Source organism: Streptomyces sp. SudanB5_2050, assembly GCF_964272335.1.
GTDB lineage: Bacteria > Actinomycetota > Actinomycetes > Streptomycetales > Streptomycetaceae > Streptomyces > Streptomyces rochei.
Genome location: NZ_OZ186760.1, coordinates 4,421,545 through 4,437,212 on the forward strand (window position 1 = coordinate 4,421,545; position 15,668 = coordinate 4,437,212).

Genomic DNA, 15,668 nt, shown 5'->3' on the forward strand with positions numbered 1-15,668 from the left:
GAGCGTGTGCGGCTTTGCCCCCGATGGGAGAGGAACGCGTGCGCGTATGCGCCGGTTCCCGGTTCGTGCGCCGGGCACGCGTGAGCCCGGTCACGTTGGCCGGGCAAATCGGACACCATCTTTGTGCACGCGTTCACAAAGACATAGCCTGCATTCGACGGGGCGGTCATGTAGGGACGTATGACCGCCTACAGCCCCGCTCTACCCGCAGGAGCACCGTGGCAACTGGCCGAACACACCGACCGGCGACCCGCAGCCGAGGGATTCCCGAGGCCACCGTCGCCAGGCTTCCGCTGTACCTCCGCGCGCTGACCGCGCTCTCCGAGCGCTCGGTGCCCACGGTCTCCTCCGAGGAGCTGGCCGCGGCGGCGGGAGTCAACTCCGCGAAGCTGCGCAAGGACTTCTCCTACCTCGGCTCCTACGGGACCCGGGGCGTCGGCTACGACGTCGAGTATCTCGTCTACCAGATCTCCCGCGAACTGGGGCTCACCCAGGACTGGCCGGTCGTGATCGTCGGTATCGGTAACCTCGGCGCCGCGCTCGCCAACTACGGCGGTTTCGCCTCCCGCGGTTTCCGGGTCGCCGCGCTGATCGACGCCGACCCGTCGATGGCCGGGAAGCCCGTCGCGGGCATCCCGGTGCAGCACACCGACGAACTGGAGAAGATCATCCAGGACGACGGTGTCTCCATCGGTGTGATCGCGACCCCCGCCGGCGCCGCCCAGCAGGTCTGCGACCGGCTCGTGGCCGCCGGTGTCACCTCCATCCTGAACTTCGCGCCGACGGTGCTGAACGTCCCCGAGGGCGTCGACGTGCGCAAGGTCGACCTCTCCATCGAGCTGCAGATCCTCGCCTTCCACGAGCAGCGCAAGGCCGGCGAGGAGGCCGTGGCCGACGCGGGCGTCGTGCCGCCCGCCGCCCGCAAGCAGCAGCCCTCCACCGACCAGGGACCCGACGGGGACGTGCCCGCCGTGATGCCGGCATGAGCCTCCTCGTCGTCGGACTGAGCCACCGCAGCGCGCCGGTCAGCGTGCTGGAGCGGGCCTCCCTGAACGCGGACGCGCAGCTCAAGCTGGTCCAGGACACGGTCGCCGCCGAACCGGCCGCCGAGGCCGCGGTGCTGGCCACCTGCAACCGCATCGAGCTCTACGCCGACGTGGACAAGTTCCACGCCGGTGTCGCCGAGCTGTCCACGCTGCTCGCCCAGCACAGCGGGGTCGGCCTGGAGGAACTCACTCCTTATCTTTATGTGCACTACGAGGACCGGGCCGTCCACCACCTCTTCTCGGTGGCCTGCGGGCTGGACTCGATGGTGGTGGGCGAGGGCCAGATCCTCGGCCAGATCAAGGACGCCCTGGCCCGCGCGCAGGACCTGCACACCGCCGGACGGCTGCTGAACGACCTGTTCCAGCAGGCGCTCCGGGTCGGCAAGCGGGCCCACTCGGAGACCGGCATCGACCGCGCCGGGCAGTCCCTGGTCACCTTCGGCCTGGAGCAGCTGGCCGCGGGCGCCGACGTGCGGACGTGGGCCGAGGGGAAGAAGGCCCTGGTCATCGGCGCCGGTTCGATGTCCTCGCTGGCCGCCGCGACGCTGGCGCGGTCCGGGGTCGCCGAGATCGTGGTCGCCAACCGGACCTTCGAGCGGGCCGAGCGGCTCGCCCAGATCCTCTCCGAGGGCGACGACACGGACGTGCTGGCCCGCGCGGTACCGATGGACGCGGTGCCGGCCGAGCTGACACGTGCCGACGTGGCCGTCTCCTGCACCGGCGCGACCGGGCTGGTCCTCACGGCGGACGCCGTGGCGGCGGCGGTGGAGGGCCGCACCGGCGTGCCCGCCGCCGAGCCGGCCGGCGTACGCGCCGGGGAGGGCGCGGGTCCCACCGGCGTACCGGAGGCAGCCGAAACGCCTCTGCAGGGCGCCGGCGCCGACGAGAACTGCCCGCTGGACCTGTCCTCCGTCCCGTCCGGCTTCTCCGTCATGGGCGAGGCCGCCGTGGCCGGCATGGACGCGGCGACGCTGGAGCAGCACGGGGCCTGGGCCGCGAGCGGTACGACGGTGGACCGGCCGCGCGAGACGGGCCGGCCGGGCGCCGAGGCGGACGCCGAGCTGATCACCGCGCTCGCCGCGACGGCGACGCGGGTCGGCCGCATCCCCGAGCGCCGCCGCCCGGAGCCGGTCGCCGAGGTGCCGCGTCCGCAGCCCGTGCTCTTCCTGCTCGACCTCGCGATGCCGCGCGACGTCGACGCCGCCGTGCACCGGCTGGCCGGGGTGCGCCTGGTGGACATCGAGTCGCTCGCCGACGCCTCCGCCGACGCGCCCATGGCCGCCGACGTCGACATGGTCCGCCGGATCGTCGCCGACGAGGTCGCGGCGTTCGGCGCCGCCCAGCGGGCCGCGCACATCACGCCGACCGTCGTGGCGCTGCGCAGCATGGCCGCCGACGTGGTGGCCGGCGAGATCGCCCGCCTGGAGGGGCGGCTGCCCGGGCTCGACGACAAGCACCGCGCCGAGATCACCCAGACCGTCAAGCGTGTGGTCGACAAGCTGCTGCACGCGCCGACGGTGCGGGTCAAGCAGCTCGCCGCCGAGCCCGGCGGCGCCGGGTACGCGGACGCGCTGCGCACCCTGTTCGACCTCGACCCCGAGACGGTGGCCTCCGTCTCCCGCGCCGAGAACAGCACTGAGAAGAACCGAGGGCCGGCATGACTGAGAAGGCACTGAGGCTGGGGACCAGGCGCAGCAAGCTCGCCATGGCCCAGTCCGGGCAGGTGGCGGACGCCGTGAGCCAGGTGACCGGTCGGCCCGTTGAGCTGGTCGAGATCACCACGTACGGCGATGTGTCGCGCGAGCATCTGGCGCAGATCGGCGGCACGGGCGTGTTCGTGGCCGCGCTGCGCGAGGCGCTGCTGCGGGGTGAGGTGGACTTCGCGGTTCACTCGCTGAAGGACCTCCCCACCGCGCAGCACGAGGGCCTGGTGGTGGCGGCGATCCCCGAGCGCGAGGACCCGCGGGACGTGGTCGTCGCCCGGGACGCGCGCAAGCTGACCGACCTGCCGCGCGGCGCCCGCATAGGAACGGGCGCGCCGCGCCGCATGGCGCAGCTGAACGCGTACGCCCGCACCCACGGCATGGAGATCGAGACGGTCCCGATCCGGGGCAACGTCGACACCCGCATCGGATACGTCCGCAGCGGTGAACTGGACGCCGTCGTACTGGCCGCCGCCGGGCTGAACCGGGTGGGCCGCATCGACGAGGTGACCGACTTCCTGTCGGTCGACACGGTTCTGCCGGCTCCCGGCCAGGGGGCCCTGGCGATCGAGTGCACCGCGGACAACGCGGACCTGATCGCCGCGCTCGCCGAACTCGACGACCCGTTCACGCGGGCCGCCGTAACGGCCGAGCGGTCACTGCTCGCCGCCCTGGAGGCCGGCTGCAGCGCACCCGTCGGGGCGCTGGCCGACCTTCTGGCCGACGGGCAGACTGTCAAGGAAATGCGCCTGCGCGGCGTCGTCGGCACGACCGACGGCTCGACGCTGGTGCAGCTGTCCACCACCGGTCCCGTGCCTGAAACGCACGAGGCGGCCATGGCACTCGGTCGCGAACTCGCCACCGAGATGCTCGCCCAGGGCGCGGCCGGTCTGATGGGGGAGCGAGCACATTGAGCCCCACCACCTTTCCCGCCGGTCCGGAACAAGGGCACGTCACCTTCCTCGGTGCCGGACCCGGAGATCCGGGACTGCTGACTCTGCGCGCCGTCGAGGCGCTGGCGCACGCGGACGTCCTCGTCGCCGAGCACGAGGTGCTCGACGTCGTACGCACGCATGCGAGGCGGGGCGTGTCGGAAGTGCACACGGACGCCGATCCGTCGGATCCGGGCACAGGCGCGCCCCAGCTGACGGTTGTTGACGGTGCGTCAACCTCCGTCGGCACCCCCGCTGTGCGGGATGCCGCACATCTTGTCATGGAGGCCGCGCGGGGCGGCAGGCGGGTCGTGCGTGCGGTGACCGGGGACCCCGGGCTCGACGCGTACGCCGCCGAGGAGATGCTGGCGTGCGCCGCGGCCGGGGTGCCCTTCGAGGTCGTCCCCGGTATCGCGAACGCCGTCGGTGTGCCCGCGTACGCCGGTGTGCCGCTGCGGGACGCCGAGGGCGCCGACGTGCGGTTCGTGGACGCCCGTACGGCGTCGGCCCGGTGCTGGACGGAGGTGGGTGCCTCCGACGGGACGGTCGTGGTCTCGACGACGCTCGACTCGGTGGCCGCGGCCGCCGGTGAGCTGGTGTCGGCGGGCCGCAAGCCGGACACCCCGCTGACGGTGACGATCGCCGGTACGACGACCCGCCAGCGGACCTGGACGGCGACGCTCGGCACGGTCGCCCAGACGCTGAAGCAGGCGAAGGTGCTGCCGTCCCCGGACGGGGGCCGCCCGGTGATAGCCGTGGTCGGCGAGCGTTCCTCGTCCGCCCGGCGCGACCAGCTGTCGTGGTTCGAGTCCAAGCCGCTGTTCGGCTGGAAGGTCCTCGTGCCGCGTACGAAGGAGCAGGCGGCGTCGCTCTCCGACCAGCTGCGGTCCTACGGGGCCGTCCCCAGCGAGGTCCCGACCATCGCCGTCGAGCCCCCGCGTACTCCGCAGCAGATGGAGCGGGCGGTCAAGGGCCTGGTGACGGGCCGCTACGAGTGGATCGCCTTCACGTCGGTCAACGCGGTGAAGGCGGTCCGGGAGAAGTTCGAGGAGTACGGTCTCGACGCCCGTGCCTTCGCGGGCATCAAGGTCGCGGCGGTCGGCGAGCAGACCGCCAAGGCGCTCATCGCCTTCGGCGTGAAGCCGGACCTGGTCCCGAGCGGGGAGCAGTCGGCGGCGGGCCTCCTGGAGGACTGGCCGCCCTACGACCCGGTCTTCGACCCGATCGACCGCGTCTTCCTGCCGCGCGCGGACATCGCCACGGAGACCCTGGTCGCCGGTCTGATCGAGCTGGGCTGGGAGGTCGACGACGTCACCGCCTACCGCACGGTGCGCGCCTCGCCGCCCCCGGCCACCACCCGGGAGGCGATCAAGGGCGGTGGCTTCGACGCGGTGCTCTTCACCTCGTCGTCCACGGTCCGCAACCTGGTGGGCATCGCGGGCAAGCCGCACAACGTGACGGTGATCGCCTGCATCGGTCCGGCGACCGCCAAGACGGCCGAGGAGCACGGGCTGCGGGTCGACGTCATGTCCCCCGAGCCGTCCGTCACCAAGCTGGCGGAGGCCCTGGCCGACTTCGGCGCCCGCCGGCGCGCGGCGGCCGTGGAGGCCGGCGACCCGGTGACGCGGCCGAGCGAGCGGCGTCCGGGGGCGCGGAGGCGGCGGACCTCCACGTGAGGTGACGTGAGGTGAGACGAGGCGGGGCGCTCCCGGAAGGGGGCGCCCCGCTTCGCGTTGACAGCCGCCGGGCGGCTGCGTGTAATGAGGGTGGTGCCGCGTGGCGCCGGTCAAAGAGCAGTGGGCCGGCCGGCGATCGGGCGAGCACCCTGACCCCAGGGATACGCGATGAGTCGATTCTCCGCGCCCTGACACGACGTAGCGCTTCCGCACGTCGTCGTCCTCTCTCTTCCTCTTCTCGCCCTTTCCGGCACCGCCGCACGCCGCGGCCTGCCGTCATGGAGACACAGAACCGTATGCCCACGTCTTCCCAGTCCTTCTCCTTCCACCAGTCCGTCATCGACGAGTTCCGCGCCAACGAGGGGAAGGTCGGCGGTCCCTTCGAAGGCGGGGACCTGCTGCTGCTCACGACCACCGGCGCCCGTTCGGGGGCCTCGCGGACCACGCCGCTCGGATACGTCCGCCACGGGGACTCCCTCGTCGTCGTCGGGTCCAACCTCGGTGGCCCACGGCACCCCGGTTGGTACTACAACCTGCTCGCCCATCCCGTGGTCCGGGTGGAGGTGGGCACGTCGAGTTTCGAGGCGCTCGCGGTCCCTGCCGAGGGAGCGCGGCGCGAGGAGTTGTTCGTGCACGTCGTGCGGGCCGTGCCCGGTTACGGCGACTACCAGGACCGGACCCGGCGGCCGCTGCCGGTGGTGGTGCTGGGGAGGGCCGAGCCCGAGCAGTGGTCGGGGCCCGGGGAGGTCCGCACCCTCGCCGACAAGCTGCTGGAGGTCCATACCTGGCTGCGCGGGCAGTTGCGTCAGGTGCGGGCGGAGGTGGAGGCGCACTTCGCCGCGCGGGACGCGCACTGCGGGCCCGGCGAGCCGCCGGCACCGGGGCTGGGGCTGCAGATCCGCCAGCGGTGCCTGGCGTTCTGCCAGGCGCTGGAGTTCCACCACACGAGCGAGGACGGGCACCTGTTCCCCGGGATCGCCCGGCACCACCCCCACCTGTCCGACGTCTTCGACCGGCTGGCCGAGGAACACCGCACCGTGGCCCGGCTCCAGGACGGTCTGGCCGCGCTGCTGGCCGGCGTCCACATCGCCGACCCGGACCGCTTCCGCGCGGAGCTGGCGGCGATGTCGGCCGAGCTGAACGCCCACCTCGACCACGAGGAGGAGGCGCTGCTCCCGCTGCTGGCCGACGTGCCGTGGCCGCCGCAGAGGCCCCGGCCGACGCCCTAGTGGTGCCAGGCCCTGCCGCCGGTGTTGTGGATGAAGCGCTGGAGCACCTTCATGGTGGTCAGGTACTCGTCGTCGGAGATGCCGGCGTGGCGTTCCGTCCACAGGTCGTCCTGGAGGGCGGCGGCCTTCTCGAAGAAGGCGCTGCCCTCGGGGGTGAGGAGCAGGTGGCCGTCGGGGGTCTGGGTGGTCCAGCCGTGGGCGACGGTCGCGTCGATCTCCGCCTCCATGGTCTCCGGGCCGGTGTCCAGGTAGTTCCGCAGGGTGCGGGCGATCTCGTCGCGCGTCTTCGGGGAGTCCGCGCGGGCGACCTGGGCCAGGGTCCACCACTGGGGCTGGGTCGTGCCGATCTCGGCGAGGGCGTCGCGGGTGCGGGTGACGACCGCCTTGTACGCCGCCCAGCTCCAGTAGCCGATGGGCTGGCGGATCAGTTCGGCGTCGTCGTGGGAGTAGTCCATGGCCTCGACCGTAGAAACTCAAGCTCGGTCGAGGTCAAGCGTCGCCCCCGGGGGGCGTCCCGGGCCGACTCGGCGTCGGCAAAGGCACGGGTGGGGCGGGCGTAGCGTAGGTGGTATGACGACGTACGGATCCTTCCCCGGCACCCGGCCCCGGCGGCTGCGGACCACCCCCGTGATGCGTCGGATGGTCGCCGAGACCCGGCTGCACCCCGCCGACTTCATCCTCCCGGCCTTCGTGCGCGAGGGCGTGAGCGAGCCGGTGCCGATCGCGGCGATGCCCGGGGTCGTCCAGCACACCCGGGACACGCTGAAGAAGGCCGCCGCGGAGGCGGTCGAGGCGGGGATCTCCGGGATCATGCTCTTCGGCGTGCCGGAGGAGGAGAAGAAGGACGCCGCCGGGACGGCGGGCACCGATCCGGACGGAATCCTCCAGGTCGCGCTGCGGGACGTGCGGGCCGAGGTCGGGGACGAACTGCTCGTCATGTCCGACCTGTGCCTCGACGAGTTCACCGATCACGGCCACTGCGGGGTGCTCGACGCCGAGGGGCGGGTCGACAACGACGCCACCCTGGAGCGGTACGCCGAGATGGCGCAGGTGCAGGCCGACGCGGGTGCCCATGTGGTGGGGCCGAGCGGGATGATGGACGGCCAGATCGGCGTCGTCCGCGACGCCCTCGACCAGATCGGGCGGGAGGACGTCGCGATCCTCGCCTACACCGCGAAGTACGCCTCCGCCTTCTACGGCCCCTTCCGGGAGGCCGTCGGGTCCTCGCTGCGGGGCGACCGGAAGACCTACCAGCAGGACGCCGCCAACGCGCGCGAGTCCCTGCGCGAGCTGGCCCTCGACCTCGAGGAGGGCGCCGACATGGTGATGGTCAAGCCGGCCGGCCCCTACCTCGACATCCTCGCCAAGGTCGCCGAGGCCGTGGACGTGCCCGTCGCCGCCTACCAGATCTCCGGCGAGTACTCGATGATCGAGGCCGCCGCCGAGAAGGGCTGGATCGACCGCGACCGGGCCATCCTGGAGACGCTCACCGGCATCAAGCGGGCCGGTGCGCGCAACATCCTGACCTACTGGGCCACCGAGGCCGCTCGCACGCTGCGCTGAGCGGCGGCCTCGGCCGGTGCCGCGCACAAGGGGGGTGGGCACCCCTTCAGTGGGCGAGGGCGGCGTCCATGTCGGTCTGCCAGTAGGTGACCGTCAGCGCGGTGTCGACGTACACGCCGCCGGCGGGCAGGGCGACCGTGGCGATGGAGCCGTCCTCGAAGGGGATCGTGAGGGTGTCGGTCTCGTAGCCGTTCTCGCCGCTGCCGTCGCCCGAGGACAGCAGCACTCCGGCGTAGCCGGACTTGCCGGGCTCGACACCGGTCAGGGACTGCGGCTTGGTCGCCTGCGCGACCGGCGGCACCGACTGGGCCTCGCCGAAGCGCGCCGCCGGGTACGGCGGCAGCATGCAGGTCTTCGAGCCGGTGTTGGTGGCGGTCAGCAGAAGGTGGTTGAGGGGGCGGGTGACCTTCGTCGCAGTGATCTTGACGTCGGCGGCGGAGCACTTGCCGGGCAGGTCCGAGTCGTCGTCGCCGGTGCCGCCCGTCGACTTGCCGGCGGAGCCCGAGGAACCCGAGGAACCCGAGGAGCCGGAACCGGAAGAGTCCGCTCCGGAGGAATCCTTCGCGCCGGACGCGCCGGCGGAACCGTTGGTGCCCTTCGAGCCGTTGGCCTCGGTGGCGTTGCCCGACTCCTTCCCGCCGGCGGGCGGCTGCTCGCTGCTCCCGCCGGCCGGAGCGGAGGAGGACGGGGCCGCGGCGCCCGTGTCGGAGCCGTCGCCGCTCTCGCACGCCGTCAGGGAGAGTGCGGCCAGGGCGACCGTGGTGGCGGCGAAAAGGCGGGTGCGGCGGGCGGTGCGTGTGGACATGGGTAAGCCCCTTCGGGTGGAGTTGAGGTGAGCCGCTCGACCGTTCGCCGGGAGCGGCTGCTTGGATGACCACAGCTTGTGGCCGGGTCCGTCCCGGCCGCCAGTGATGCCGGGGCATGCGGGACACTGGGATGCCCAGAACGGCTTTGACCTGCGGGAACGGCATTCCTCTGGGATGCGGTACAGGGATGCGGTACGGGGATGCGGGAGAGGGAGAGACGGTGGCGGGGGACGACTTCGCGGGACTGCTGGGTGAACTCAAGGATCGGTCCGGGCTGAGTTACGGGGCCCTGGGCAAGCGGCTGCACATGAGCGCGTCCACCCTCCACCGGTACGTCAGCGGGGAGGTGGTGCCCGTCGAGTTCGCGCCCGTCGAGCGCCTCGCCCGCGTGTGCCGGGCCACACCGGAGGAGCTGCTCGAACTGCACCGCCGCTGGATCAGGGCGGACGCCCTGCGCGGCGTGAAGAAGAACGAGGGCGCGAGCGCGAGTGCGGCGGCGGGGGAGGAGGGCCGGCCGGAGGGGGAGCGGGAGCGGTCCCAAGGCCCCGCGGAGCCGGCCGCTCCCGTCGCGGAGCCGGCCGCTCCCGCTCCGGAGCCCGCCCCTCCCGTCGTGGAGGCCGGCGTTCCGGTCGCCGCCGGACCCGCGTCGTCCGAGCCCGCGTCCGCCGAACCCGAGCCGGTGTCCGCCGAGCCCGGGTCGCCCGAGCCCGCGTCGTCCGTGTCCGGCCCCGCCGTGTCCGGTCCGGTCGCGTCCGGTCCGGTCGCGTCCGTGCCGAAAGCCCCCCGTCGTCGCGTCCCCCGCGCCGCCCTCTACGCGGCCTCCGGTGTCGTCGCCGTCAGCATCGCCGTGGCGCTGGTGGCGAACCTCGTGTCCGGCACGGGTGAGGACGGGCGCCGGGGCCCGGCCGCGGCCGCCGGGGCCGTGCCGCCCTCCCTGTCGGCGTCCGGGAGCGTCACCCCGTCGACGACCACGAGCCGCAGCGCCTCCGCGTCGCCCTCCGCCTCGCCGTCGCCGTCCGGCGGTACGCCCTCCGCGTCCGCCTCCCGGCGGGACACCGCCGTCCCGCCGAGCCGCCCCGCGCCGGCGTCCGGCCCGCCGTTCACCGTCTCGACCACCCCGTACTACTGGGACTCCCCCTGCGACCACGCCTTCCTGGTCGACCGCAGCCCGAAGAACGTGCTGAAGCCGCCCGCCCAGCAGGACGCGGTCGGCTGGGCCACCGCCTACGGCGCGGTCTCCGCGAACCGGCAGACCGTCGTGCTCACCGTGCAGGGCACCGGCCCGGAGACCGTCGTCCTGAAGGACCTGCACGTGCGCGTGGTGAGCAGCGAGCAGCCGCTGGACTGGGACCAGTACGTGATGGGCAACGGCTGCGGCGGCAAGGTGGACGTCGCGGCCTTCGACGTCGCCCTCGACCTGGGCGACCCCCTGGCGATGCCGATCGGCGGCCAGCGGGACTTCCCGTACTCGGTCACCGAGTCCGACCTCGAGGTGTTCCACGTCAACGCGCACACCAGCGAGCACGACGTGAGCTGGTACCTGGAGCTGGAGTGGTCGAGCGGCGGCCGGGAGGGCACCCTGCGGGTCGACGACCACGGCCGGCCGTTCCGCACCAGCGCCTCCAAGGACGACTCCTACTACGCGTACCCGCTCGGCAGCGACCACTGGGAGCTGGTCGAGGAGGGCTGAGGGAAGGCGGGAGGGGACGTCGGGCACCGGCAACTGGCCCGGGACGTTACGTTGTTGACCACACAACGGTTCTCTCGTCAGGAGACGCCCATGCCCGGTGACGCCCTCAGCCAGGACCCCGCGGAGCTGAGAAGGAGGATCGACAGCAGCAAGGCGCACCCGGCCCGCGTCTACGACGTCTTCCTCGGCGGCAAGGACCACTACCCCGCCGACCGCGACGCGGCCGCCGCCGGGCTCGCCGCCAACCCGCGCGGCTACCTCGACGTACGCCACAACCGCGACTTCCTGCGCCGCGCCGTCACCGCGCTGGCCGGGCAGGACGGCATCCGCCAGTTCCTCGACATCGGCACCGGCCTGCCGACCGCCGAGAACGTGCACCAGATCGCCCAGCGCATCGCCCCGGAGTCCCGGGTGGTCTACGTCGACAACGACCCGGTCGTCCTCGCCCACGCCCGCGCCCTGCTCACCAGCGGACCCGAGGGACGTACGGACTACATCGACGCCGACCTGAAGAGCCCGGAGCGGATCCTCGAACTGGCCTCCGCGACCCTCGACTTCAGCCGCCCCGTCGCGCTCTGCCTCGTCGCCATCCTGCACTTCGTCGAGGACGAGGAGGCGTACCCGATCGTCCGCGGGCTGATGGACGCGCTGCCCGCCGGCAGCCGGCTCGTCCTCAGCCACCTCACCGAGGACCTCAACCCGGAGAACATCCGCGCGGTCCAGCGGACGTACACCGAGCGGGGGTTCACCTTCGTGCTGCGGTCGCACAAGGACGTCGAGCGCTTCTTCACCGAGGCCGGGCTGGACGTCGCCGAGCCGGGGGTCGTTCCGGTGCACCACTGGCGCCCGGACCACGCGGCCCCCGTGCCCGAGCAGCCCGAGGAGTCCTACCTGGCGAGCCTGGAGGACATCGAGAAGGTCCGGTACAAGGACATCAACGACGTCACGGACGCCGACATCAACGTGTACGGCGGGCTGGGCACCAAGGGCTGACCGGGCCGAGCGCCGCGTGGACGTCCGGATCGCGGAAAGGCGCTTGTAGGCGCCACGTATTTCTCTAGGGTGCGGGCATGACCGTGACCGAGAACGTGACCGCCCCCGCCGCTCCCCTCCCGCCGCTCGCCGCGCGGACCCGTTCGATCGGCGGTTCGCCCGTACGGGACATCCTCGCCGTCACCGCCCGCCCCGAAGTGATCAACTTCGCGGGCGGGCTGCCGGCCCCGGTGCTGTTCGACGCGGAGGGCATCGCCGCCGCCTACCGGGCGGTCCTCACCGAGGAGCCCGCGCGGGCACTCCAGTACTCCACCACCGAGGGCGAGCCCGCCCTGCGCGCCGCGCTCGCCGCCCGGACCACCGCGCGCGGGCTCGACACCGACCCCGACGACCTCCTCGTCACCACCGGCTCCCAGCAGGCGCTGTCCCTGCTCGCCACCGCCCTGATCGAACCGGGCGACACCGTCCTCGTCGAGGACCCCTGCTACCTCGCCGCCCTCCAGGCCTTCGGCTTCGCGGGCGCCCGGGTCGTGGCGGTGCCGGGGGACGAGCACGGGATCGACCCGGTGGCCCTGGAGGAACTGGTGGTGCGCGAGCGGCCCAAGCTGCTCTACACCGTCCCCACCTTCTCCAACCCCACCGGCCGCACCCTGCCCGCCGACCGCCGGGCCGCCGTCGCGGAGATCGCCGGCCGCCGGGGCGTGTGGATCGTCGAGGACGACCCGTACGGCGAGTTGCGCTTCGAGGGCGAACGGGTGCCGTGGATCGCCTCCTACGACGGCGCCCGGGACCGCACCGTGCTGCTGGGCTCTTTCTCCAAGGTCATGGCGCCCGGCCTGCGCCTGGGCTGGCTGCGGGCGCCCGCCGAACTGCGCCGGGCCTGCGCGGTCGCCAAGCAGGCCGCCGACCTGCACACCCCGACCGTCAACCAGCTCGCCGCCGCCCGGTACCTGGCCGACCGCGACCTGGACGCCCACGTCACCCGTGTCGCCGCCGCCTACGGCGCCCGCCGGGACGCCATGCTGGCCGGCCTCGCGGACGCCCTCCCGGCGGGGTCGGCGTGGACCCGTCCCGAGGGCGGCATGTTCGTGTGGGCGCGGCTGCCGGAGGGGTACGACACCACGGCTCTGCTGCCCGAGGTGGTCCGCCACCGTGTGGCCTACGTCCCCGGCGCCCCCTTCCACGCCGGCGAGCCCGACCGGGCCACGCTGCGGCTGTGCTTCGTCACGCAGACGCCGGACGAGATCGCGGAGGGGCTGCGGCGGCTGGGGGAGGGGCTGCGGGCCGCGTCGGACCGGTCGTAGGTCCGGGGGCCCAGGTCCAAGAGCCGAGGACGCGGGGCGTCCCCGCACGTACGGTGAAGCCATGCCTGAGACCGTACGGGCGACGACGCCCTTCGACCTGGACGCGTACCTCGGCCGGATCGGCTGGGACGGGGAACGGCGGCCGGACGCCGGCACCCTCCGCGGCATCCACCTCGCCCATCTGAGGGCCGTCGCGTTCGAGAACCTCGACCCCCTCGGCGGCACCGCCCCCTCCCTCGACCTCGCCGACCTCATGGCCAAGCTGGTCCACGGCCGCCGGCGCGGCGGCTACTGCTACGAGCACAACACGCTGTTCGCGGCGGCCCTGGAGGCCCTGGGCTTCCGGGTGACCCGGCTGGCCGCGCGGGTCGTCGTCGGCGCCGACCGGTTCGAGGACCGGCCCCGCAGCCACATGGCCCTCCTCGTCGAGGTGCCCGGCGACCCGCGGCCCCACCTGGCCGACGTCGGCTTCGGCGCCATCGGCTCCCTGCTGGAGCCGGTGCCGCTGCTGGCGGACACCGAGTTCCACGACGCCGGGCGCCGGCACCGGCTGGTGCACGGCCCGCACCGGGGGCCGCTGGAGACGTGGGTGCTGGAGTCGTACGAGGACCGGGGGGAGCGGGCGGAGGGCGGCTGGGTCGCGCAGTACGCCTTCACCCTGGAGCCCTTCGAGCCGTCCGACTACGAGATGATCAACTGGCACGTCGCGACCAACCCGCGCTCCCCCTTCTCCCGGCGCCTCTACGCCCAGCGCCTCGTCCCGGCCGGGCACCTGCTGCTCGACGGCGACCGCGTGGTCGAGACCCGCGACGACGGCACGGTCACCGAGCGCAAGCTCGCGGACGAGGCGGAGGTCCGCCGGGTGCTGTCCGCGGACCTCGGGCTCGACGTGCCCGAGGGGCTGACGCTACCGGGGTGAGGGAGGCCGGGTGGTGGCTTCGGTCCCGCCCACCCGGCCCTCGAAGCACTCCCGTCGGCCGTCGGCGGCCGCCGCGGGCCGGAAACAGGCCCGCAGGACGGCACCGGAACGGGCCGCGGTCATGGAGGTGTAGACGTACGACTCCGTGTCGACCTCGTCCTCGACGCGCGCCCGGCGGGTCGGGCCGCCCGCCGTCACCTCCAGCCGGTCGCCGACGCGCGTCCCCCACATCCGGGCCCAGCCGGCGCCGCACTTGCCGCTGTGGCGCAGCTCCACCCTGGCCCCGGTCGTGGTGCGGTGGGCGGTGAGCGTGTCCGGTCCCCCTCCGCACAGCATGTGCATCGGGTCCTGGCCCTCACAGGCGCCGCCGTGGCAGCGCGGGCCGGCGGGGGCGGAGGCCGCACGGGGCTCGGCGTCGGGGCGGGGGAGCAGGAGCGCCGCGGCGCCGCCGGTCACGGCCACGACGCCCACGGCCGCGAGGACCACCAGGAGCCGTCCCCCGGCCCGGGGACGGGACCGTCCCCGGGAACCGGCCGGCGGCGGCGCTACCCCCGGTTCCGATGCCGATGCCGATGCCTGTGTCGGTGCCGATGCCGGTGCGGACGGGGGCGCGGGCCGTGCCGCGCGGCCGCTCCACTCCGCCTCCGCCATCTCCCACAGCGCCAGCACCCGCCCGTCGGGCTCCCGGGCGAGCCGGCACAGGTCCTGCACCGCCCGGCGCGGGGGCAGCGTCTTGCCGTTGAGGTACCGCTCCCAGGACGACTTGCTGTACGCCGTGCGCTCCGCCAGCGCCGCCAGGCTCAGCCCCGTACGGGACCTCAACTCCCGCAGCGCGGCGGTCATCCGGGTACGCGCCGGGGTCATGGCGCGGTCGCGTTCCGCAGGGCCTTCCAGGTGTGCGGGCCGACGATGCCGTCGACGACCAGTCCGTGGCGCTGCTGGACGCGCTTGACGGCGCGCTGGGTGTTCGGGCCGTAGATCCCGTCGACCTCCCCCGGCGAGATGCCCGCCCGCGCCAGCAGGCACTGCGCCTCCGCCACCTCCGGACCGGCGTGCCCGTACGCCAGGATGGCGTCCCGCGTACGGCTGTTGCCCGCGTACCAGAGCCCGTCGCTCCGCTCCACCCGGCAGGTGTACGTCGCCGGTGACGACCGGGCCGCCGGTGCGGCGGGCGAGGACGCCGTGGCCGCGGCCGCGCCGCCGTGACCGCCGTCGTCGGGTCCGTCGGTGAGCCGTACCGCCAGCAGGACGGCCGCGGAGCCGGCCAGCACCAGGGCCACCGCCGCCGCCACGGCCACGGCGCGCCGCGAGCGTCCGCGGGGCGGTTCCCCGGGCGTCGCCTCCGGCTCGGCGGGCGCGGTCGCGCGCGCCCTCCCCCAGTGCTCCGAGGCCACCTCGTGCAGGGCCAGCAGCCGGGTCGGCTCCTCACCGGCGACCCGGGCGATCGCCTCGACGGCCTCCCGGGGCGGCAGCGAACGGCCGTTGAGGTAGCGCTCCCAGGACTTCGCGCTGTACCCGGTCTTGGCGGACAGGTGCCGCATGCTCAGTTCGCCGTGGTCCTTGAGCCTGCGTAATCGCACCACCAACTGATGGACGTGCGGGTGCAGTTCCGCGGGCAGCTCTTTCCAACGCGACATGTTCCCCCACTCGCGTTCGGGCTCGCCGGTCCAGGTCCCCGTTCCCCCGGCCTCATTCTGCATCAGCGACCACGCGGCACACCCGGAAGCGGTTCCCGCACCCGTGGGAATCGGCCACCGCCCGCCGGGCCGTCCCGCGCATCCGACGCTTCGGCCGGCGTCCCCGCAGG

At 73.7% G+C, this 15,668-nt stretch carries 14 protein-coding genes; 10 read left to right on the top strand and 4 right to left on the bottom strand.

Translation table 11 applies throughout. The features are described from left to right. The first annotated feature begins 218 nt into the window (after positions 1 to 218). The 5 genes from ACFZP7_RS19705 to ACFZP7_RS19725 all read left to right on the top strand — a co-directional run bounded on the left by ACFZP7_RS19705 (position 219) and on the right by ACFZP7_RS19725 (position 6,586). Positions 219 to 986, top strand: a complete 768-nt coding sequence (locus tag ACFZP7_RS19705; protein ID WP_029394005.1) for a redox-sensing transcriptional repressor Rex — start codon at positions 219 to 221, stop codon at positions 984 to 986. After that, positions 983 to 2,707 (top strand): glutamyl-tRNA reductase, encoded by a 1,725-nt coding sequence (locus ACFZP7_RS19710; RefSeq protein WP_385635017.1) that lies wholly within the window; start codon positions 983 to 985, stop codon positions 2,705 to 2,707. The genes ACFZP7_RS19705 and ACFZP7_RS19710 overlap by 4 nt, the downstream gene beginning before the upstream one ends. Next, a complete protein-coding gene (gene hemC, locus ACFZP7_RS19715; RefSeq protein ID WP_019328535.1) occupies positions 2,704 to 3,663 on the top strand; it encodes a hydroxymethylbilane synthase in 960 nt (319 codons plus the stop codon). The genes ACFZP7_RS19710 and hemC overlap by 4 nt, the downstream gene beginning before the upstream one ends. Further along, positions 3,660 to 5,357 carry a uroporphyrinogen-III synthase gene (locus ACFZP7_RS19720; protein WP_385635019.1) on the top strand — a complete coding sequence of 566 codons (1,698 nt, stop codon included), beginning with the start codon at positions 3,660 to 3,662 and terminating at the stop codon, positions 5,355 to 5,357. Before hemC ends, ACFZP7_RS19720 begins: the two co-directional genes overlap by 4 nt. 296 nt (positions 5,358 to 5,653) lie before the next feature. After that, positions 5,654 to 6,586: a nitroreductase/quinone reductase family protein gene (locus tag ACFZP7_RS19725; RefSeq protein ID WP_385635021.1), complete on the top strand. Its 933-nt coding sequence runs from the start codon at positions 5,654 to 5,656 to the stop codon at positions 6,584 to 6,586. Here the strand turns inward: ACFZP7_RS19725 and ACFZP7_RS19730 are convergent. Further along, positions 6,583 to 7,041, bottom strand: a complete 459-nt coding sequence (locus ACFZP7_RS19730) for a MarR family winged helix-turn-helix transcriptional regulator (RefSeq protein ID WP_019328532.1) — start codon at positions 7,039 to 7,041, stop codon at positions 6,583 to 6,585. The two genes, ACFZP7_RS19725 and ACFZP7_RS19730, sit on opposite strands and share 4 nt — an antisense overlap. Before the next feature lie 115 nt (positions 7,042 to 7,156). Here ACFZP7_RS19730 and hemB point away from each other — a divergent pair, with 115 nt between their 5' ends. After that, on the top strand, positions 7,157 to 8,149 hold the full coding sequence (gene hemB / locus ACFZP7_RS19735; RefSeq protein ID WP_019328531.1) for a porphobilinogen synthase: 993 nt from the start codon (positions 7,157 to 7,159) through the stop codon (positions 8,147 to 8,149). A 46-nt stretch (positions 8,150 to 8,195) separates the two neighbouring features. On the opposite strand, the gene ACFZP7_RS19740 is transcribed toward hemB, so the two are convergent. Then, positions 8,196 to 8,954, bottom strand: a complete 759-nt coding sequence (locus ACFZP7_RS19740; RefSeq protein WP_125770064.1) for a DUF4232 domain-containing protein — start codon at positions 8,952 to 8,954, stop codon at positions 8,196 to 8,198. Between the two features lie 221 nt (positions 8,955 to 9,175). Here ACFZP7_RS19740 and ACFZP7_RS19745 point away from each other — a divergent pair, with 221 nt between their 5' ends. From ACFZP7_RS19745 to ACFZP7_RS19760, 4 genes are all read left to right on the top strand, one after another. Continuing rightward, positions 9,176 to 10,645: a helix-turn-helix domain-containing protein gene (locus ACFZP7_RS19745; RefSeq protein WP_385635024.1), complete on the top strand. Its 1,470-nt coding sequence runs from the start codon at positions 9,176 to 9,178 to the stop codon at positions 10,643 to 10,645. Between the two features lie 90 nt (positions 10,646 to 10,735). Then, a complete protein-coding gene (locus tag ACFZP7_RS19750) occupies positions 10,736 to 11,638 on the top strand; it encodes an SAM-dependent methyltransferase (RefSeq protein WP_019328528.1) in 903 nt (300 codons plus the stop codon). Positions 11,639 to 11,715: 77 nt separating this feature from the next. Then, the gene (locus ACFZP7_RS19755) at positions 11,716 to 12,942 is read left to right on the top strand and encodes a PLP-dependent aminotransferase family protein (protein ID WP_019328527.1); all 1,227 of its coding nucleotides are present in this window, start codon (positions 11,716 to 11,718) and stop codon (positions 12,940 to 12,942) included. 61 nt (positions 12,943 to 13,003) lie between these two features. Continuing rightward, positions 13,004 to 13,861, top strand: coding sequence for an arylamine N-acetyltransferase (locus ACFZP7_RS19760; RefSeq protein ID WP_086878436.1), 858 nt, complete (start codon positions 13,004 to 13,006; stop codon positions 13,859 to 13,861). Here ACFZP7_RS19760 and ACFZP7_RS19765 read toward each other — a convergent pair. Together ACFZP7_RS19765 and ACFZP7_RS19770 are read right to left on the bottom strand one after the other, a co-directional pair. Then, a complete protein-coding gene (locus tag ACFZP7_RS19765) occupies positions 13,850 to 14,725 on the bottom strand; it encodes a DUF2690 domain-containing protein (protein WP_385635026.1) in 876 nt (291 codons plus the stop codon). The genes ACFZP7_RS19760 and ACFZP7_RS19765 overlap by 12 nt on opposite strands. Next, complete coding sequence (locus tag ACFZP7_RS19770) at positions 14,722 to 15,498, bottom strand: peptidoglycan-binding protein (RefSeq protein ID WP_385635028.1); 777 nt, start codon at positions 15,496 to 15,498, stop codon at positions 14,722 to 14,724. Before ACFZP7_RS19770 ends, ACFZP7_RS19765 begins: the two co-directional genes overlap by 4 nt. Positions 15,499 to 15,668: the final 170 nt, after the last annotated feature.